This is a genomic window from Mycoplana azooxidifex, from assembly GCF_014196765.1.
Lineage (GTDB): Bacteria > Pseudomonadota > Alphaproteobacteria > Rhizobiales > Rhizobiaceae > Mycoplana > Mycoplana azooxidifex.
This window is the reverse complement of the sequence record NZ_JACIEE010000007.1, coordinates 292,639-306,945: the sequence shown is the minus strand read 5'-3', so window position 1 is coordinate 306,945 and position 14,307 is coordinate 292,639. Positions and strand designations below refer to the sequence as shown.

Genomic DNA, 14,307 nt, shown 5'->3' with positions numbered 1-14,307 from the left:
AATCAAGCGGACTGCTTCTCACTAAAGCATTAATGCATTAAGACAGTCAAAGACGATTTGAAAAGGAAGACGTCTGTGACTTCGGATCTGCCCTTCGCCAAGCACCGTACCGGCCTGGACCGCACGCGCCAAATCGCTCCTCAGATCGTGGAATATCTCCGCGAAAAAATTCTCGAACTCGAACTCGCACCCGGTACGCCTTTGTCTCGAGTCGAACTGCAAAATCAGTTCGGCCTCAGCCAGACGCCGGTTCGTGACGCTCTGATGCGGCTGGAGGAGGAGGGGCTCGTCACCGTCTACCCACAATACGCCACCCTGGTGTCCAAGATCGATATCAATCTTGCCAGGCAGACGCATTTCATGCGGCGTGCCATCGAGCAGGAGATCGTACATGAACTGGCCACCAAGACGGATCGACGCTTCATCGACCGCCTGGCAGCCGCCAATGCGAAACTGAAGACGCTTGTCTCGTCCGACGAATACGGCGACTTCCTCCGCCAGGATCGGGCCTTCCATCAAATTCTCTACGAGGAGGCGGGCCTGCAGGACATCTGGCCGGTGGTCAGGCGCCACAGCGGCCATATCGACCGGTTGCGCCGGCTCAACCTGCCGAATGTCGGCAAGGCGCGCGTGGTCGACAATCACGACGCCATCATCGAGGGGCTGGCCGCGGGTGATTCCGCCAAGGCCGAAGAGGCGATGAAGATCCATCTGTCGGGCACGCTTTCGATGGTCGCCAGCATCGTCGAGAAATATCCGGATTTCGTCCAGTACGATTAGCCCGGCTACCGCGCCGTTCCTGGCGTCAGAGACAGCCGCATTAATGCTAATGCATTAGTGTATTGCCGTCCTGTTCTGCCTGTGCTACTCCCGGAGCAAGACAAGAAACACCACCCAGGAAACACCAATGTCCAAGACAGTGACTGCGCTGCGCAGCGCCCGATGGTTCGCTCCCGATGATCTGCGGTCTTCAGGCCATCGCTCCCGCCTGATGCAGATGGGGTATGACGAGAAGGACTGGGGCCAGAAGCCCATCATCGCCATCCTCAACACCTGGTCCGATCTCAATCCCTGCCATGCGCATTTCAAGCACCGGGTCGAGGATGTGAAGCGCGGCGTCCTGCAGGCTGGAGGCTTTCCCGTCGAGCTGCCGGTGCAATCGCTGTCGGAGACGTCACTGAAGCCGACGACAATGCTCTACCGCAACTTCCTCGCCATGGAAGCGGAGGAACTGCTGCGGGGGCATCCGGTCGATGGCGTCGTGCTGATGGGCGGCTGCGACAAGACCACGCCGGCGCTCGTCATGGGCGCCATCAGCGCCGGCTTTCCCATGATCTTCCTGCCGGCCGGACCCATGCTGCGCGGCAACTACAAGGGCGAATATCTGGGTTCCGGCTCCGATGCCTGGAAATACTGGGACGAGCGTCGCGCCGGAACGATCACAGACGAGCAATGGACCGGTGTCGAGGAAGGGATTGCCCGCTCCTATGGTCACTGCATGACCTTCGGCACGGCCAGCACGATGACGGCGATTGCCGAATCCATGGGGCTGACGCTGCCGGGCGCAAGCTCCATTCCCGCCGCCGATGCCAACCACATCCGCATGTCCACACGCTGCGGCCGCCGCATCGTCGACATGGTGTTCGAGGATCTGACACCGGACAAGATCATCAACCGGCAGTCCGTCGACAATGCCGTGGCCGTCGCCATGGCCACGGGCTGTTCCACCAATGCCGTCGTGCACCTGATCGCCATGGCGCGGCGCGCCGGCGTGCCGCTGACGCTGGACGAACTCGACGAAGCCGGCCGCAAGACGCCTGTCATCGCCAACATCCGGCCGTCCGGCAAGCAGTACCTGATGGAGGATTTCTACTATGCCGGCGGCCTGCGCGCTTTGATGGCGCAAATGAAGGACAAGCTCGATCTCGACGTCATGACCGTCAGCGGCTTCAAGCTCGGCGAAACGCTGGAGGGCGCCGAAGTCTACAACGACGACGTCATCCGGCCGCTGTCGAACCCGATCTATCACGAGGGGTCGCTTGCGGTCCTGCGCGGCAACCTTGCGCCCGACGGCTGCGTCATCAAGCCGTCGGCCTGCGAGGAACGCTTGCGTGTTCATGAAGGTCCGGCGCTCGTTTTCGACAGCTATCCGGAGATGAAGAAGGCCGTGGAAGACGAAAACCTGGACGTCACTGCAGACCACATCATGGTGCTGCGCAATGCAGGCCCCAAGGGCGGCCCCGGTATGCCGGAATGGGGCATGCTGCCGATCCCGAAGAAGCTGATCAAGCAGGGCATCCGTGACATGCTGCGCATTTCCGATTCGCGCATGAGCGGCACCAGCTACGGCGCCTGCATCCTGCATGTCGCGCCCGAAGCCCATATCGGCGGCCCGCTCGCGCTGGTGCGCACCGGCGACATCATTCGCGTCGACGTGCCGAACCGTTCGATCGACATGCTGGTGGACGAGGAAACGCTGGCACGACGCCGCGCCGAATGGGTAGCGCCCGCCGATAAGTTCGAGCGCGGCTACGGCTGGATGTTCTCCAAACACATCACCCAGGCCGATGAGGGCTGCGACTTCGACTTCCTGAAAACGGAATTCGGCAAGTCTGCCGGCGAGCCCGACATTTTCTGATCGTCGGCGTTCTCGACCGGCTGAAATTTCTGATTGGAGGAACCATGACCGCTTACACCCTTTCCGACGCAACGCGCAAAAAATACGAAGCCGTCAGCACCGCGACGCTGTGCACGGCCCTGTTCAAGCGCGGCCTGCGCAACCAGTTCATCCAGGATGTGCGCCCCGTTGCGCCGAAGGCGAAGAACATGGTCGGCCAGGCCTTCACGCTGCGCTACATTCCGGCCCGCGAGGACCTGAACCAGATCACCGTCTTCCAGAATCCGGAACATCCGCAGCGCGCCGCCGTCGAGCAGTGCCCGCCCGGCTCCGTGCTCGTCATGGATAGCCGCAAGGATGCACGTGCGGCGTCTGCCGGCTCCATCCTCGTCTCGCGGCTGATGGTGCGCGGCGTCGCCGGCGTCGTTACCGATGGCGGCTTTCGCGACAGCCCGGAAATCGGCGAACTCGATATCCCGGCCTATCACAGCCGTCCTTCCGCGCCGACCAACCTGACCCTGCACCAAGCGCTGGACATCAATGCACCGATCGGCTGCGGCGACGTGGCCGTCTGGCCGGGCGACGTTGTCGTGGGCGATCGCGAGGGCGTGATCATCGTGCCGGCCGGCATAGCCGACGAGATTGCCGACGAGGCCGTGGAAATGACCGCGTTCGAGGATTTCGTTACCGAAGAAGTCCTGAAGGGCCGCTCGATCATCGGGCTCTACCCGCCGACTCAAGAACAGACGAAGGTCGATTTCGCCGCATGGCGTCAGGCCAAGGGACGGTAAGTACCGTCCCAAAATCCTTTAAGCCACGGGCGGGCCACATGCACAAAAACATCACCATTCTCCAGGCAGCACACCTTCCGGAAAAGACCGAACGGGAGTTGCAGGAAACGTTCGACATCATCCGCTTGCCGAAGGATCATGACGAGGGCATGCGGATGCTCGCCGAGCTCGGAGCGAAAATCCGCGGCATCGCGGTGCGCCACGCCCATATCGACAAGGCGATGCTCGATACCATGCCGGCGCTGGAGATCATTTCCAGCTACAGCGCCGGCCTGGACGGCATTGACGTGGAGGCGGCGCAGGCACGCGGCATCGCGGTACACAATACCTCGAAGATCCTTGCGGAAGACGTCGCCGATCTCGCCGTCGCGCTGGCGATCTCCGTGACCCGCGGCACGGTTCGCGGCCACGACTTCGTGCGGGACGGAAGCTGGGAGCAGGGCGGTGCATTCCCGCTCGGCCGCTCCCTGCGGTCCCTGAAAACGGGGATCATCGGGCTCGGTCACATCGGCTCCGCCATCACAAGACGCCTGCAGGCCATGGGTGCGACGGTCGCCTATCAGGGACCGCGCAAGAAGCCGGTGGATATCGCCTATTTTGCAACCGCGGTGGAACTTGCCGCCTGGGCGGATCTTCTGATCGTCACCTGCCCGGCCACGCCGGAAACGATCGGTCTCATCGATCAGCACGTGCTCGATGCGCTTGGTCCGGAAGGCTTCCTGGTCAACATTGCCCGCGGCACCATCGTCGACGAGGCGGCGCTCATCGCAACGCTTTCGCGCGGCGGCATTGCCGGCGCCGGTCTCGATGTGTTCGAGAAGGAACCGCATGTGCCGGATGCTCTGAGAAACGATCCCCGCGTCGTGCTTTCACCGCATATGGGAAGCGGCACGCGCGAGACGCGGCAGCAGATGGGCGACCGGATGGTCGAAGCGCTGCTCGAACATTTCGCAAAGCGATAGCCACGGCCCAACGGCCGCGTCGGGACTACGAGGAAGCGCTTTCGGTCGCCGACGACACCCCCCTCGGGCATCGCCACCACCAGCCTGAAGCATGCGACGCACTTCAAGCGCAACGCCGAGGCCGGCATGGTGATGGTCAACCTGCCGACCGCGGGCGTCGACTTCCACGTGCCCTTCGGCGACCGCAAGGGATCCTCCTACGGCCCGCGCGAACAGGGCAAGTACGCCAGCGAGTTCTACACGCTGGCGTAAAGGTCATGACCAGCCGCTTTCGTGTCGTTCAAGGCGTCAGCTCATATCGGGGCTGGGCAATTGGGATCGCAGGCCTGTACCAGATGAAGGATGTTGCTCCTCCGCCGAGACCGGATCGCGTGGCTCCGCCAATGGAGGCCTTCCCGCAAGAGCAGCTCTGATCGCTTTCCCGGTCTGCCCAGTCACGATCGCAGAAGCGGGAGCAACTGGTCGCCCTGCCGCTTGATCTCCGTCATGTAGGGCGTGTCGGACAACACGAAGTGGGTGATGCCGAGCGCCTCGTACTTGCGCAGGGAGCGCGCGACATCCTCAGCCGAGCCGACCAGCCAGGTCGTGCCGGCGCCGCCGCCGCCGAACTTGCCGGGAGCCGCATAGAGATTATCGTCCAGGACGTCGCCGCGGGCGGCAAGGTCGAGGAGGCGTTGCTGCCCCACGGCAACCGCGTGGCCGTGGTCATGCCAGCTTCCCGCCTTGCCGTCGGCCATCCTGGCGACCTTCGCTTCGGCATCCGCCCACGCTTCTTCCGTCGTGTCCCTGACCAGCGTTGTGATCCTGAGGCCGAATTCCAGCGGAGGGAGGTCGCGATCCAGCGCCTTGCCGAGCGCCCTCAACCGCTCGATCCGTTCCCGCACGCCGTCGAGGGGCTCGCCCCAGAAAAGCTGGACGTCGGCCTCGGTGGCGGCCACCCGCTCGGCGGCCTCGGATGCGCCGCCGAAATAAAGCTTCGGATGCAGGCGGTCGCCCCGGGCTTGAAGCCGCGGCTCGACGGTGGAGCCTGTCACCTGAAAATGGTCGCCGGAGAAGGTGACGTCTTCTTCGGTCCAGAGCCTGCGGACCAGCCGCATGAACTCCTTCGTGCGGGCATAGCGCTGCGCTTGGTCGCCCTCGACATCGCCATAGGCGGCAAGGCCATCCAGCCCGGAAACGACGTTGATCCGCACGCGGCCGCCGCTCAACCGGTCCAGCGTTGCGGCAGAGGAGGCGAGATTGGCCGGCTTCCAGTAGCCGGGGCGGATCGCGATCAGGGGCTCGAAGGTGGTCGTCCGGGCCACGAGCGCAGTCGCGACGGTGAAGGTATCAGGACGGCCCCAGCCCGTGCCGATCAGCGCTCCCTTCCAGCCGTGGTCCTCCAGGGCCCGTGCCTGTGCGGTCAGGGCGTCGAGGCTGCCATGGCCTTCCACGGAGGCATCGCCGCGATGGCCGGCCTTCACGTCGTTCGGAATGTACCAGAGATATTCGGAATTGCTGCCCATGGTCTTAAGCTCTGCTTCTCTCGGATGAATGGATGCGTTGCGGCAGCGTTGCTGCCTGGGCGGTCGCTCACGTCGTGACCCGATTTCTAAGTCTTCCCTGATCCAGCAAAATCCTGACGGTTTGCGCTGCGTTGTGACGCATCTCTACTGCGGCATGGTCGGAGTAGAAGGCATTGTGCGGCGTGATCACCAGCCGTCCGGCGAGCCAGTCTTCCCGCTCGCGCCATGCCGTCAGCAGCGGATGGTTGCCGGGTGGTTCCTGCTCCATCGTGTCGATCGCGGCCGCGGCCATGTGGCCGGACCGAAGTGCTGCTTCAAGCGCATTGAGATCGTGGAGCAGTTCTCCGCGCGCGGTGTTGACCAGGATCGCTCCCGGCCTGAGCCGGGCGAGGCCGTCGGCCCCCAGCATGCCTCGTGTCTCCTCATTCGCCGGGCAATGGAGCGTGACGATGTCCGACCGGGTGAAAATGTCGTCCAGACGCTCGGCACGCTCATAGCCTATGGCCTTCTCATGGCCGGGGGGCTGTCCGGGGTCGTAGCCGAGGATGCGGTAGCCGAAGGGTTTCAGCCGGTTGACGACGGCCGTGCCGATCCGGCCGACACCCACGACGCCCACCGTGGTACGGTTTGCCCGGGGAAGCGGCTTGAGGCTGTTGACCTGCCAGCTGGACACATAGCTGCGCGAGTGGGCGTCATGCTCCCAGAGCCGTCGATGCAGGGACAGGATCATCGCCATGGCGTGGTCGGCGACTTCCTCGGTGCCGTAGTCGGGATTGTTGGCGAAGGGAATGCCCGCCCGCTTCAATGCCGAGAGGTCGATCTTCTCGTAGCCGACGCCATAGCGCACGACGCCCTTGCAGCGCGTCAGGTGGGCGATGCTTTTCGGTCCGAGCCGCGCCCCCCAGACCATCAGGGCATCCAGCCTAGCCAGGCGCTCAGCGTCGAAGCGCGTCTCGTCGGTGGAGGCGAAGAAGTCGATCTCGACGTCCTCGCCCAGCACGTCCGCCTCGAGGTCGGGCGTGCCGATCATGTGATCGGTGATGCCGACGACGTATTTCTTCTGCGATACCATTCTCATTCCGCCGACATCGTTGCCCGCACAGAAGCGCGTTGCCTGTCGCCCCCGTGCTTCAGATCTTTGATTTTGCGCATGTCGTCATCGTAAGAACCGCTGCACACTTTTGCGCGACATGTTTCAGCGCGTCATTCCCCATTTGATCACGGTCCACTGCTCGAGCTTGCGGAACAGGACGTTCTCGACCAGGAAACCGAGCATGATCACCACGATGAGGCCGGCGAATACCCTGTCGGTGTAAAGCTCGTTCCGGTTCTGAAATATGTACCAGCCGAGCCCGCCCCGGCCGGACGAGGCGCCGAAGACGAGCTCGGCCGCGATCAGGGTGCGCCAGGCAAACGCCCAGCCGATCCTGAGCCCGGCGATGATGGCCGGCAGGGCTGCCGGCACGAGAATCAGGAGGACGTAGCGCAGGCCCCTGAGACCGTAGTTTCGGCCCGCCATGCGCAGGGTCTCCGGCACGCTGGTAAATCCCGTGTACATGTTTAGCGCCAGCGGCCAGAGCACGGAATGGATCAACACGAAGACGAGGCTTCCCTGTCCCAGTCCGAACCAGAGCAGGGCCAGCGGCAGCAACGCGATCGGCGGCAGGGGGTTCAGCATGGACGTGAGCGTCGATAGCAGATCGCGCCCGATCTGGGTGGAGACGGCGAGCGAGGTGAGCACGAAGGCCAGCACGACGCCTGCGACATAGCCCTTCACCAGGACATCGAGCGAGTTCAGTGCCCGCCCGGGGATGATCCCGTTGGACATGTCCTCGAAGAAGGCGCGCATCGTCGCCGTGAACGACGGCAAGAGCAGATCGTTTGCCTGGAGCGTCGCGACAACTTCCCAAAGCAAGGCGAGTGCTATCAGGATGAGCCCCTTGCGCAGCCATGTCTGCTGCCAGAGGCGCTGGTGCAGCGCTAGGGGCTCTTCGCTCGCAAGTGTTGCGAGCGGTTCGAGCGCACGTTCGTATTCCGGGCGGATCGGCGGCATGGGCCGCGTTGTAGCTGCGGCCACGAACATCGGTGCCTCGCTCATTCCTGCACTCCGTCGCCTGCGCCGGCCTCGTCGAACAGAAGCCTGTGGATGCGGTTTGCCGCCGCCTGGAATTCCGGGCTTCCGCCGCTATGCAGGTCCCACTCGTGGCTGTTGATCTCGGCGCGCATGCGGCCGGGATGCGGCGACAGCAGCGCGATGCGGTTGCCGACGACCAGCGCTTCCTCGATGGAATGGGTGACGAAAAGCAGGGTGAAACGAACGTCCTCCCACAGCGCCAGCAGTTCTTCCTGCATCTTGCGCCGGGTGAGCGCGTCCAGCGCGGCGAAGGGCTCGTCCATCAACAGCACGCGCGGCTCCATCGCCAACGCCCGCGCGATGGCGACCCGTTGCTTCATGCCTCCCGACAGCGTGTTCGGATAGGCATCGGCGAAACGGCTCAGTCCGACTTTTTCCAGGTAGTGGTCGGCGCGCTCGGCTGCTTCCTTGCGGCCCAGACGGCCCGATACCCGCACCGGGAACGCCACGTTTTCGCGCACGGTCTTCCAGGGCGGAAGCTGGTCGAACTCCTGAAAGACCACCACGCGGTCCGGTCCCGGCCCCTGCACCGGCTGCCCGTCCAGCAGGATCCGTCCCTCGCGCGGCGGGATGAAGCCGCCGACGGCCTTCAGAAGCGTCGATTTTCCGCAACCCGAAGCACCGAGCAGGATGAAGCGGTCGGATTCCCAGACGTCGAAGCTGACGTTCTGGGTCGCCCGCACCACCCGCCCCGGCGCACGATATTCCAGCGTCACGCCCTTGACCGACAGAAGGGGGGAGGAGAGGGGCAGGCCCGCCTCCGAAACATATGCATTCATTCCGTCGGTTCTTTCTTCCACCCGGCTCCGTCGCCGCAGTGCAGGTTGAGGCGCCACCCGGGCGCTGTGAGTTTGCTGCGCTGAGGGCCGGCTTAGCTGCCGTTTTCCGCGTGGGCTTCGGGGAAGAAGTAGTCCTTCCAGGAACCGGCTTCATTCTTCAACACGCCAAGTTTGTGAAGCTGCGACGCGTAGACAAAGGTGTTCTGCGGCGTGATCGTGAAGTCGTTCTCCGGATCGTTGATGATCTCGAGGATGAGTTCGGGCGAAAGCTTCGATTTCTGCTGGCGGATGAAAGTCTCGGCCGCCTCCGGCTTGTTGGCGTTGATCCATTCCGCGGCCTCGCGCAAGGCAGAGTAGAAGGCGGCATAGGTCTTCGGATTCTCGTCGTGGAAGGCTGTGGTGGCGTAGAGCACGTTGAACGTCGCCGGTCCGCCCAGGATGTCATAGGAACTGATCACCTTGTGTACTGCGGGATTGGCCTGCAGCGCCTGATAGTAGAAGGGCGCGGAGGAAAAATGCGTATTCACCTCGGTCCCGCCCGAAATCAACGCCGCGGTCGCGTCGGGATGCGGCAGGCTGACGGAAATCTCGTCGAGCTTCTGGAAGTTCTCGGGGCCGAAGAGCTTCGCCGCCTCGATCTGCAGGGTGCGCGATTGGAAACCCACACCGGCGGCGGGCACCGCGATCCGGTCGTTGGCGCCGAAATCCTTGAGCGCTTTGACATCGGGGTTGATCGTCAACAGGTAGTTCGGCAGCGAGCCAAGTGCTGCCACCACCTTGACGCCCTGACGGTCCCTGGTGCGATCCCACATGGTCAGCGCCGGTGGCACGCCGGCGGAGACGATGTCGAGATTGTTGGCCAGGAGCGCTTCATTCATCGCGGTGGCACCGGAGATGCTCGCCCATTCGACCTCGATGTCGAGACCAGCTTCCTTGCCGTATTTCTCGATCAGCTCCTGATCGCGAACGACATCGAGGATCAGGTAGGCAATTCCGAATTGCTGGGCAATGCGGATCTTGCCCTCCGCGGCGGCCTGCCCGGGCATCAGTGCTGCGAACATGCCGAGGGCGGCGCCCATGGCCAGCAAGGCCTTGCGCGGGCCGCGTTCGATCTTCGAAGTCGGAAGACGGTGGGCTGCCATGGATGCTCCTATCTGGCCTGTGTATCTGATGATTGCGGTGGAGCACGGCGCCCGTTCCGCGAAGGGAATTCCGTGAGGCTGCGTCAGCGTCACGGGCCCTAAGGCTAGAGATCACCATAAAATCTATCAACGTTATAGTATTCTGTTTTTCGCCCCATCCAGAGAGCAAAATCGCGCGAGCGTGCCGATTGTTCGAATAATCTTCGCGCAGCGACAGGGGCGGCCGGGACAATCGCTCCGTCCGGGGCGGTCGGAGAGCGGCCGTTGACGGGTCTCCCGGATCTTCGCAAGGTCCGATGCGGGAAATCTCGAGGCGTAGCGGCCGGCCGGGCGCAATATCGGCATCGTCATGACGATGCCGAATTCACGCCCGGAAGATCTTCATGCCAGCGGAAAAGGATGGATGGCATTCACGCTGTTCATCCGCTGTGCGTCCACGGCGGCGAAGGCGTGACCGATGGCGGCGGGATCGCGAAGGGTACGGAACACCAGTTGGGCGACGTCCGCCCTGTGAATGAAGCCGTGGATTTCCGGATCCTGCGAGAGGAGGCCGTGCCCGGTCGCAGGCTCGGAGACGAGGCCGCCGGGACGCAGGATCGTTCAATTGAGGTCGGTTGACTTCAGCCGCTCTTCCGCCCGGGTCTTGGCGTCCACCGCCGCGCCGAAGGCCGCGATCGCGCGTGCCGAGCGGAAGGGCGCCATCTCGCCGCAGCCGATCGATGTGACGAGCAGGAAGCGCCTCACCCTGCCGGTCGCGACGGCCGCGCCGATGACGTTGATGTTGCCCTCGTCATCGGCCAGGCGTCCGTCGCGGGCCTGTCCACCGAGCGTCGATACGATATCGAAGTCGCCGCTGAGCCGGGTCATGACGTTTGTCACGTCGGCCTTGGACAGGGCATCGCAGCGCTGGACGACCGCGCCGGTATCCGCGAGCGCCGTCACGTCCGATTGCCGCCGGACCGGTGCGACGACATGCCTGCCTTGCGCGCATTCCAGCCGCGCCAGTTCCAGTCCGACACCCCGGCTCGCGCCGAAGATCAACAGTGGCCTCGTCTCAGGCATTGCCCACCGTCGCCGAAAACAGCACGGCCAACCGGTCGAAACGTTCGATCTGGTCGGCCTTCAGCTTTTTCTCCATGTCCCGTCCGACATAGATCTTGAAGATCGTCTCGCCGTCGGCGTTGAAGAACTGCACTGACATCGTCTCCATGCCCATGAAGGGGCGGCGGACGAGGTAGATGGATTTGCAGTTTTCCGGACGCAGGTGGCCGGAAAGGCCGGCCCCGCCGTGGAGATTGTACATGCCGTGGCCGATCCTGCCTTGCGGCATCGGCCCGGAGAACTCGACGATCGCGTCCTTGGTGTGGACGATGAAGGTGATGTCCCCCCACCCGGCGATGTCCGTCAGCACGTCGACGAACCGGCTGCCGTCTATGCGGGTCACGCCATCGCCGGGAATGCACTCGACGACGGTCTGGACGGGAACTGCGAACTGCGTGGCAAGGGCTTCGAGAATGCCGTCCGGTTTCTCGGCGATGGCCTGCCGTATCCGTTCCAGTTTTTCCGCGTGGCTCATGTCCTGCATGGGATGGCTCCTTTCAAATGCGATTTCGGTCAGGCGGCGTCGACTGCGGAATGCAGCCTGTGTTCGAGAATGTCGTGGAAGGCGGAGATCAGGTTTGCGTACCAGAAGCGTCCCGCGACGGTGAGTTCGACGATGTCGTCGATGAAGGACAGGAGGCCGGCTCCTTCCCATTGGACCAGAAGAGGCGCGAGGGATGCGGCGGCCTCGTCGCCGGCGAGTTCGCCAAGTGCCGCCATGTCGAGACGACCGACCTCGAAGCTCGCCGTGACGAAGTTGCGCAAGGGCTGCAGGGCGTCGGAGATGGCGAGGATGCCGAGGGGCTTGCGGCCGGCGCGAAGGTCTTCCCGATACTGCGCCAGATCGCCGGTGAGCGCATAGCTGACGTTGCCGATGGAGCCGCCTGCGCCGGAGCCGAAGGCGATGCAATCCGCGCCCTCCTTGATGAGGAGGTTGTAGAGGTTTCTCTCGCGCGTCGTGCGGCCCCAATGGTTGTTGCTGATCTGCCGCCAGTTCCGGCGCCGGAAGAACGCTGCGCCGGCCTCATAGAAGCCGCCGATGTCCGCAAGGCCGGGAGCGGCGGGGAATTTCCCTGCCGCAATGGCTGTCGAAAGCGGGGTGCCGGGAATGAGGTTCAACCCGTAGAGGTCGATGCCGTCCGGGCCGAGTGCTGCGGCGGTGTGCAAATCCTGCTGCCAGACCTCCAGCGTCTGGCCAGGCAAGCCGTAGAGGAGATCGATCACAAGGGCGGCGCGGTCGCGGTCGCGCAGGTCTTCCAGAAAGCCAACGGCCTCCTCGCGGCTGGCGCGACGACCCTGCCTGCGGCGGACGGTCGTATCGAAGCTCTGGACGCCGATCGAAAATCGGTTCGCACCGGCTTCCAGGCACGTATCGATCTTTTCGGAATCGAAGTGGATGATGCGTCCCTCGACGGTGATCTCGCAGTCGGCGGCGAGCGGAAGCTCGGACCTGACCGTGGAAAGGATACGGGAAAGTTCCTTCGCGCTGAGCGCGGTCGGCGTGCCGCCGCCGAGATAGACCGCATGGATGGGACTGTTGCGCAGAGCAGGCGATGACGCCTCGCGCCGGATTTCCTCCACGACAAGGGCGGCATATTCCGCCCCTGCGTCAGGAATATAGGCATTGCGGTAGAAGCCGCAGAAGAGGCAGTGATTGGCGCAGAAGGGAACGTGGATATAGGCCAGCCGCTTTCCCGGAGGGCAGAGGGCCGAGATGATCTGCTGCCAAGTGGACTGGAAGTCGCCCGCGGGGAGACGCTGCCTGCCCCTGAACGGCATCACCGCGCTGCGACGGGAAAACGCATCCCGCAGCGGATTCAAGCCGTTGCCGTTCGCGAAATACCGCGAGAACTCCCCACCCATCATCGATCTGCCGGTCCCGCCCGAATTCCTGACCATTTCGAGGGCGGAACCTATCGGAAGAAAATATGAGAAGTTTGCTCCACATCAAATACCGGATAGAATCCCTCATGTTTATTGCCTGAGTGTGCGCGGCTGTCCGCGCCCGGTCATTCTTTTCGTCTTGTTTGCCGCATCGCAAACACTGCGACAATAAGACGGGGCGGGGAGGCTGGTCATGCCGGGGCTCGCTTGGTAAGCCTCGGCCACGAGAGGGTTCGATGAAGAAACGAATGCAACAGCGCAGGAGCGGAATGGTGGCCTTGGCCGCCGCCGTCCTGTTTTTGTTGCAGGCCCTTCTCGGCACCTTCGCCCTTGCGGCGACCACCGGCCCGTCGATGGTCGATGCGTTCGGCAATCCGCTCTGCATCACCCACATGGAAGAACAGCAGCCGGCGCCCGCGCCCGGCAACGACCGATCGCTTGCGCCGGATTGCTGCACGCTTGCCTGTGGCGTGGCGACAGGTTTCGTTCCGACCGACCGCGCCGTCGCGATCCTGTTCAATCCGCTTGCCCAGCCATCGCAGCGGATGTTCGACGGCATTGCCGAGCCCATCGGGCCGGCATACGACGATCTTCCCGGCCATCCCCGCGGGCCCCCTGCCGCCTGATCGCCGGGCCGGCACTTGATTCGACCGACATGACACGATGGTCCCCCGCACGACTGCGTCTGCAGGCGGGGAAGGCGGCAGCCGCAGGGCTTCCTCCCACCCCGAGCGCCATCTGACCTGTCGCCGACCGCGCCATGCAGCGCCCCGCGATCCCGCAATCACTTTGCTTTTCCCATTCCGAACCTTGCCGGCAGGATGACCGGCTCCATTGGAGACTGACCATGTTTAAGAGAACATTTGCCACCGTTGCCGCCCTCGCGCTCGGCGCGGGAACTGCCTTCGCCCATGTTTCGCTGCAACTGAAGGAAGCGCCGGTCGGTTCGACATACCGGGCGATCTTCCAGGTGCCGCACGGGTGCGAAGGCAAGCCGACGCTCACGGTGCGCGTGCAGATCCCCGAAGGCGTGATCGCGGTCAAGCCGCAGCCGAAGGCTGGCTGGACGCTGGAGAAGGTCAAGGGCGCTTACGCGAATTCCTATGACTACTACGGCACGCCGACCAGCGAAGGGGTGAAGGAGGTCGTCTGGAGTGGCGGCAACCTCGCCGACGACGAATATGACGAGTTCGTGCTTCGGGCCTATCTGACGAAGGATCTGAAGGCGGGCGAAACGCTTCATTTCCCGGTCGTGCAGGAATGCCCGGACGGCATGGCCGAGCGCTGGATCGAGATTCCGGCCGAAGGCCAGTCGGCGGACGATCTCGAGCTTCCCGCACCGGGCGTAAAGCTGATCGAGGCTGTGGCCGGTCACTAACATCCAGTCGGCCG

13 protein-coding genes and 2 pseudogenes are annotated in these 14,307 nt (G+C 63.7%); 7 read left to right on the top strand and 8 right to left on the bottom strand.

Features of this window, described 5'->3' with window-relative positions:
- The first annotated feature begins 75 nt into the window (after positions 1-75).
- From GGQ64_RS18115 to GGQ64_RS18095, 5 genes and pseudogenes are all read left to right on the top strand, one after another.
- Positions 76-780: an FCD domain-containing protein gene (locus GGQ64_RS18115; RefSeq protein ID WP_183806711.1), complete on the top strand. Its 705-nt coding sequence runs from the start codon at positions 76-78 to the stop codon at positions 778-780.
- A gap of 127 nt (positions 781-907) precedes the next feature.
- The gene (gene araD / locus GGQ64_RS18110) at positions 908-2,638 is read left to right on the top strand and encodes an L-arabinonate dehydratase (RefSeq protein WP_183806710.1); all 1,731 of its coding nucleotides are present in this window, start codon (positions 908-910) and stop codon (positions 2,636-2,638) included.
- A gap of 44 nt (positions 2,639-2,682) precedes the next feature.
- Positions 2,683-3,408 (top strand): ribonuclease activity regulator RraA, encoded by a 726-nt coding sequence (locus GGQ64_RS18105; protein ID WP_183806709.1) that lies wholly within the window; start codon positions 2,683-2,685, stop codon positions 3,406-3,408.
- 38 nt (positions 3,409-3,446) lie between these two features.
- On the top strand, positions 3,447-4,370 hold the full coding sequence (locus tag GGQ64_RS18100) for a 2-hydroxyacid dehydrogenase (RefSeq protein WP_183806708.1): 924 nt from the start codon (positions 3,447-3,449) through the stop codon (positions 4,368-4,370).
- A gap of 20 nt (positions 4,371-4,390) precedes the next feature.
- Positions 4,391-4,622 (top strand): annotated as a pseudogene (locus GGQ64_RS18095) (aldehyde dehydrogenase family protein); the annotation flags it as partial.
- A 182-nt stretch (positions 4,623-4,804) separates the two neighbouring features.
- Here GGQ64_RS18095 and GGQ64_RS18090 read toward each other — a convergent pair.
- The 8 genes and pseudogenes from GGQ64_RS18090 to hutW form a co-directional block, all read right to left on the bottom strand.
- Positions 4,805-5,875 carry an LLM class flavin-dependent oxidoreductase gene (locus GGQ64_RS18090; RefSeq protein WP_183806707.1) on the bottom strand — a complete coding sequence of 357 codons (1,071 nt, stop codon included), beginning with the start codon at positions 5,873-5,875 and terminating at the stop codon, positions 4,805-4,807.
- Between the two features lie 67 nt (positions 5,876-5,942).
- Positions 5,943-6,947 carry a C-terminal binding protein gene (locus GGQ64_RS18085; protein ID WP_183806706.1) on the bottom strand — a complete coding sequence of 335 codons (1,005 nt, stop codon included), beginning with the start codon at positions 6,945-6,947 and terminating at the stop codon, positions 5,943-5,945.
- A 123-nt stretch (positions 6,948-7,070) separates the two neighbouring features.
- Positions 7,071-7,973 carry an ABC transporter permease gene (locus GGQ64_RS18080; protein ID WP_210300304.1) on the bottom strand — a complete coding sequence of 301 codons (903 nt, stop codon included), beginning with the start codon at positions 7,971-7,973 and terminating at the stop codon, positions 7,071-7,073.
- A complete protein-coding gene (locus GGQ64_RS18075) occupies positions 7,970-8,788 on the bottom strand; it encodes an ABC transporter ATP-binding protein (protein WP_183806705.1) in 819 nt (272 codons plus the stop codon). Before GGQ64_RS18075 ends, GGQ64_RS18080 begins: the two co-directional genes overlap by 4 nt.
- Before the next feature lie 92 nt (positions 8,789-8,880).
- Complete coding sequence (locus GGQ64_RS18070) at positions 8,881-9,930, bottom strand: ABC transporter substrate-binding protein (protein ID WP_183806704.1); 1,050 nt, start codon at positions 9,928-9,930, stop codon at positions 8,881-8,883.
- Between the two features lie 381 nt (positions 9,931-10,311).
- Positions 10,312-10,992, bottom strand: a pseudogene (locus GGQ64_RS18065) (NAD(P)H-binding protein).
- Positions 10,985-11,515, bottom strand: a complete 531-nt coding sequence (gene hutX, locus GGQ64_RS18060) for a heme utilization cystosolic carrier protein HutX (protein ID WP_183806703.1) — start codon at positions 11,513-11,515, stop codon at positions 10,985-10,987. Before hutX ends, GGQ64_RS18065 begins: the two are co-directional and overlap by 8 nt.
- A 29-nt stretch (positions 11,516-11,544) precedes the next feature.
- A complete protein-coding gene (gene hutW / locus GGQ64_RS18055; RefSeq protein ID WP_210300301.1) occupies positions 11,545-12,897 on the bottom strand; it encodes a heme anaerobic degradation radical SAM methyltransferase ChuW/HutW in 1,353 nt (450 codons plus the stop codon).
- Between the two features lie 287 nt (positions 12,898-13,184).
- Here hutW and GGQ64_RS18050 point away from each other — a divergent pair, with 287 nt between their 5' ends.
- Both GGQ64_RS18050 and GGQ64_RS18045 read left to right on the top strand, forming a co-directional pair.
- On the top strand, positions 13,185-13,541 hold the full coding sequence (locus GGQ64_RS18050; protein ID WP_210300300.1) for a hypothetical protein: 357 nt from the start codon (positions 13,185-13,187) through the stop codon (positions 13,539-13,541).
- A 221-nt stretch (positions 13,542-13,762) separates the two neighbouring features.
- Positions 13,763-14,293 (top strand): YcnI family copper-binding membrane protein, encoded by a 531-nt coding sequence (locus GGQ64_RS18045; RefSeq protein WP_183806700.1) that lies wholly within the window; start codon positions 13,763-13,765, stop codon positions 14,291-14,293.
- Positions 14,294-14,307 lie beyond the last annotated feature (14 nt).

Bases quoted from the DNA above. Each gene is read 5' to 3' on its own strand.
- GGQ64_RS18100 (WP_183806708.1), top strand. From the start codon at position 3,447: ATGCACAAAAACATCACCATTCTCCAGGCAGCACACCTTCCGGAAAAG.
- GGQ64_RS18105 (WP_183806709.1), top strand. From the start codon at position 2,683: ATGACCGCTTACACCCTTTCCGACGCAACGCGCAAAAAATACGAAGCC.
- GGQ64_RS18075 (WP_183806705.1), bottom strand. From the start codon at position 8,788: ATGAATGCATATGTTTCGGAGGCGGGCCTGCCCCTCTCCTCCCCCCTT.
- GGQ64_RS18050 (WP_210300300.1), top strand. From the start codon at position 13,185: ATGGTGGCCTTGGCCGCCGCCGTCCTGTTTTTGTTGCAGGCCCTTCTC.
- GGQ64_RS18085 (WP_183806706.1), bottom strand. From the start codon at position 6,947: ATGGTATCGCAGAAGAAATACGTCGTCGGCATCACCGATCACATGATC.
- GGQ64_RS18090 (WP_183806707.1), bottom strand. From the start codon at position 5,875: ATGGGCAGCAATTCCGAATATCTCTGGTACATTCCGAACGACGTGAAG.
- araD (WP_183806710.1), top strand. From the start codon at position 908: ATGTCCAAGACAGTGACTGCGCTGCGCAGCGCCCGATGGTTCGCTCCC.
- GGQ64_RS18080 (WP_210300304.1), bottom strand. From the start codon at position 7,973: ATGAGCGAGGCACCGATGTTCGTGGCCGCAGCTACAACGCGGCCCATG.
- GGQ64_RS18070 (WP_183806704.1), bottom strand. From the start codon at position 9,930: ATGGCAGCCCACCGTCTTCCGACTTCGAAGATCGAACGCGGCCCGCGC.
- GGQ64_RS18045 (WP_183806700.1), top strand. From the start codon at position 13,763: ATGTTTAAGAGAACATTTGCCACCGTTGCCGCCCTCGCGCTCGGCGCG.
- hutX (WP_183806703.1), bottom strand. From the start codon at position 11,515: ATGCAGGACATGAGCCACGCGGAAAAACTGGAACGGATACGGCAGGCC.
- hutW (WP_210300301.1), bottom strand. From the start codon at position 12,897: ATGATGGGTGGGGAGTTCTCGCGGTATTTCGCGAACGGCAACGGCTTG.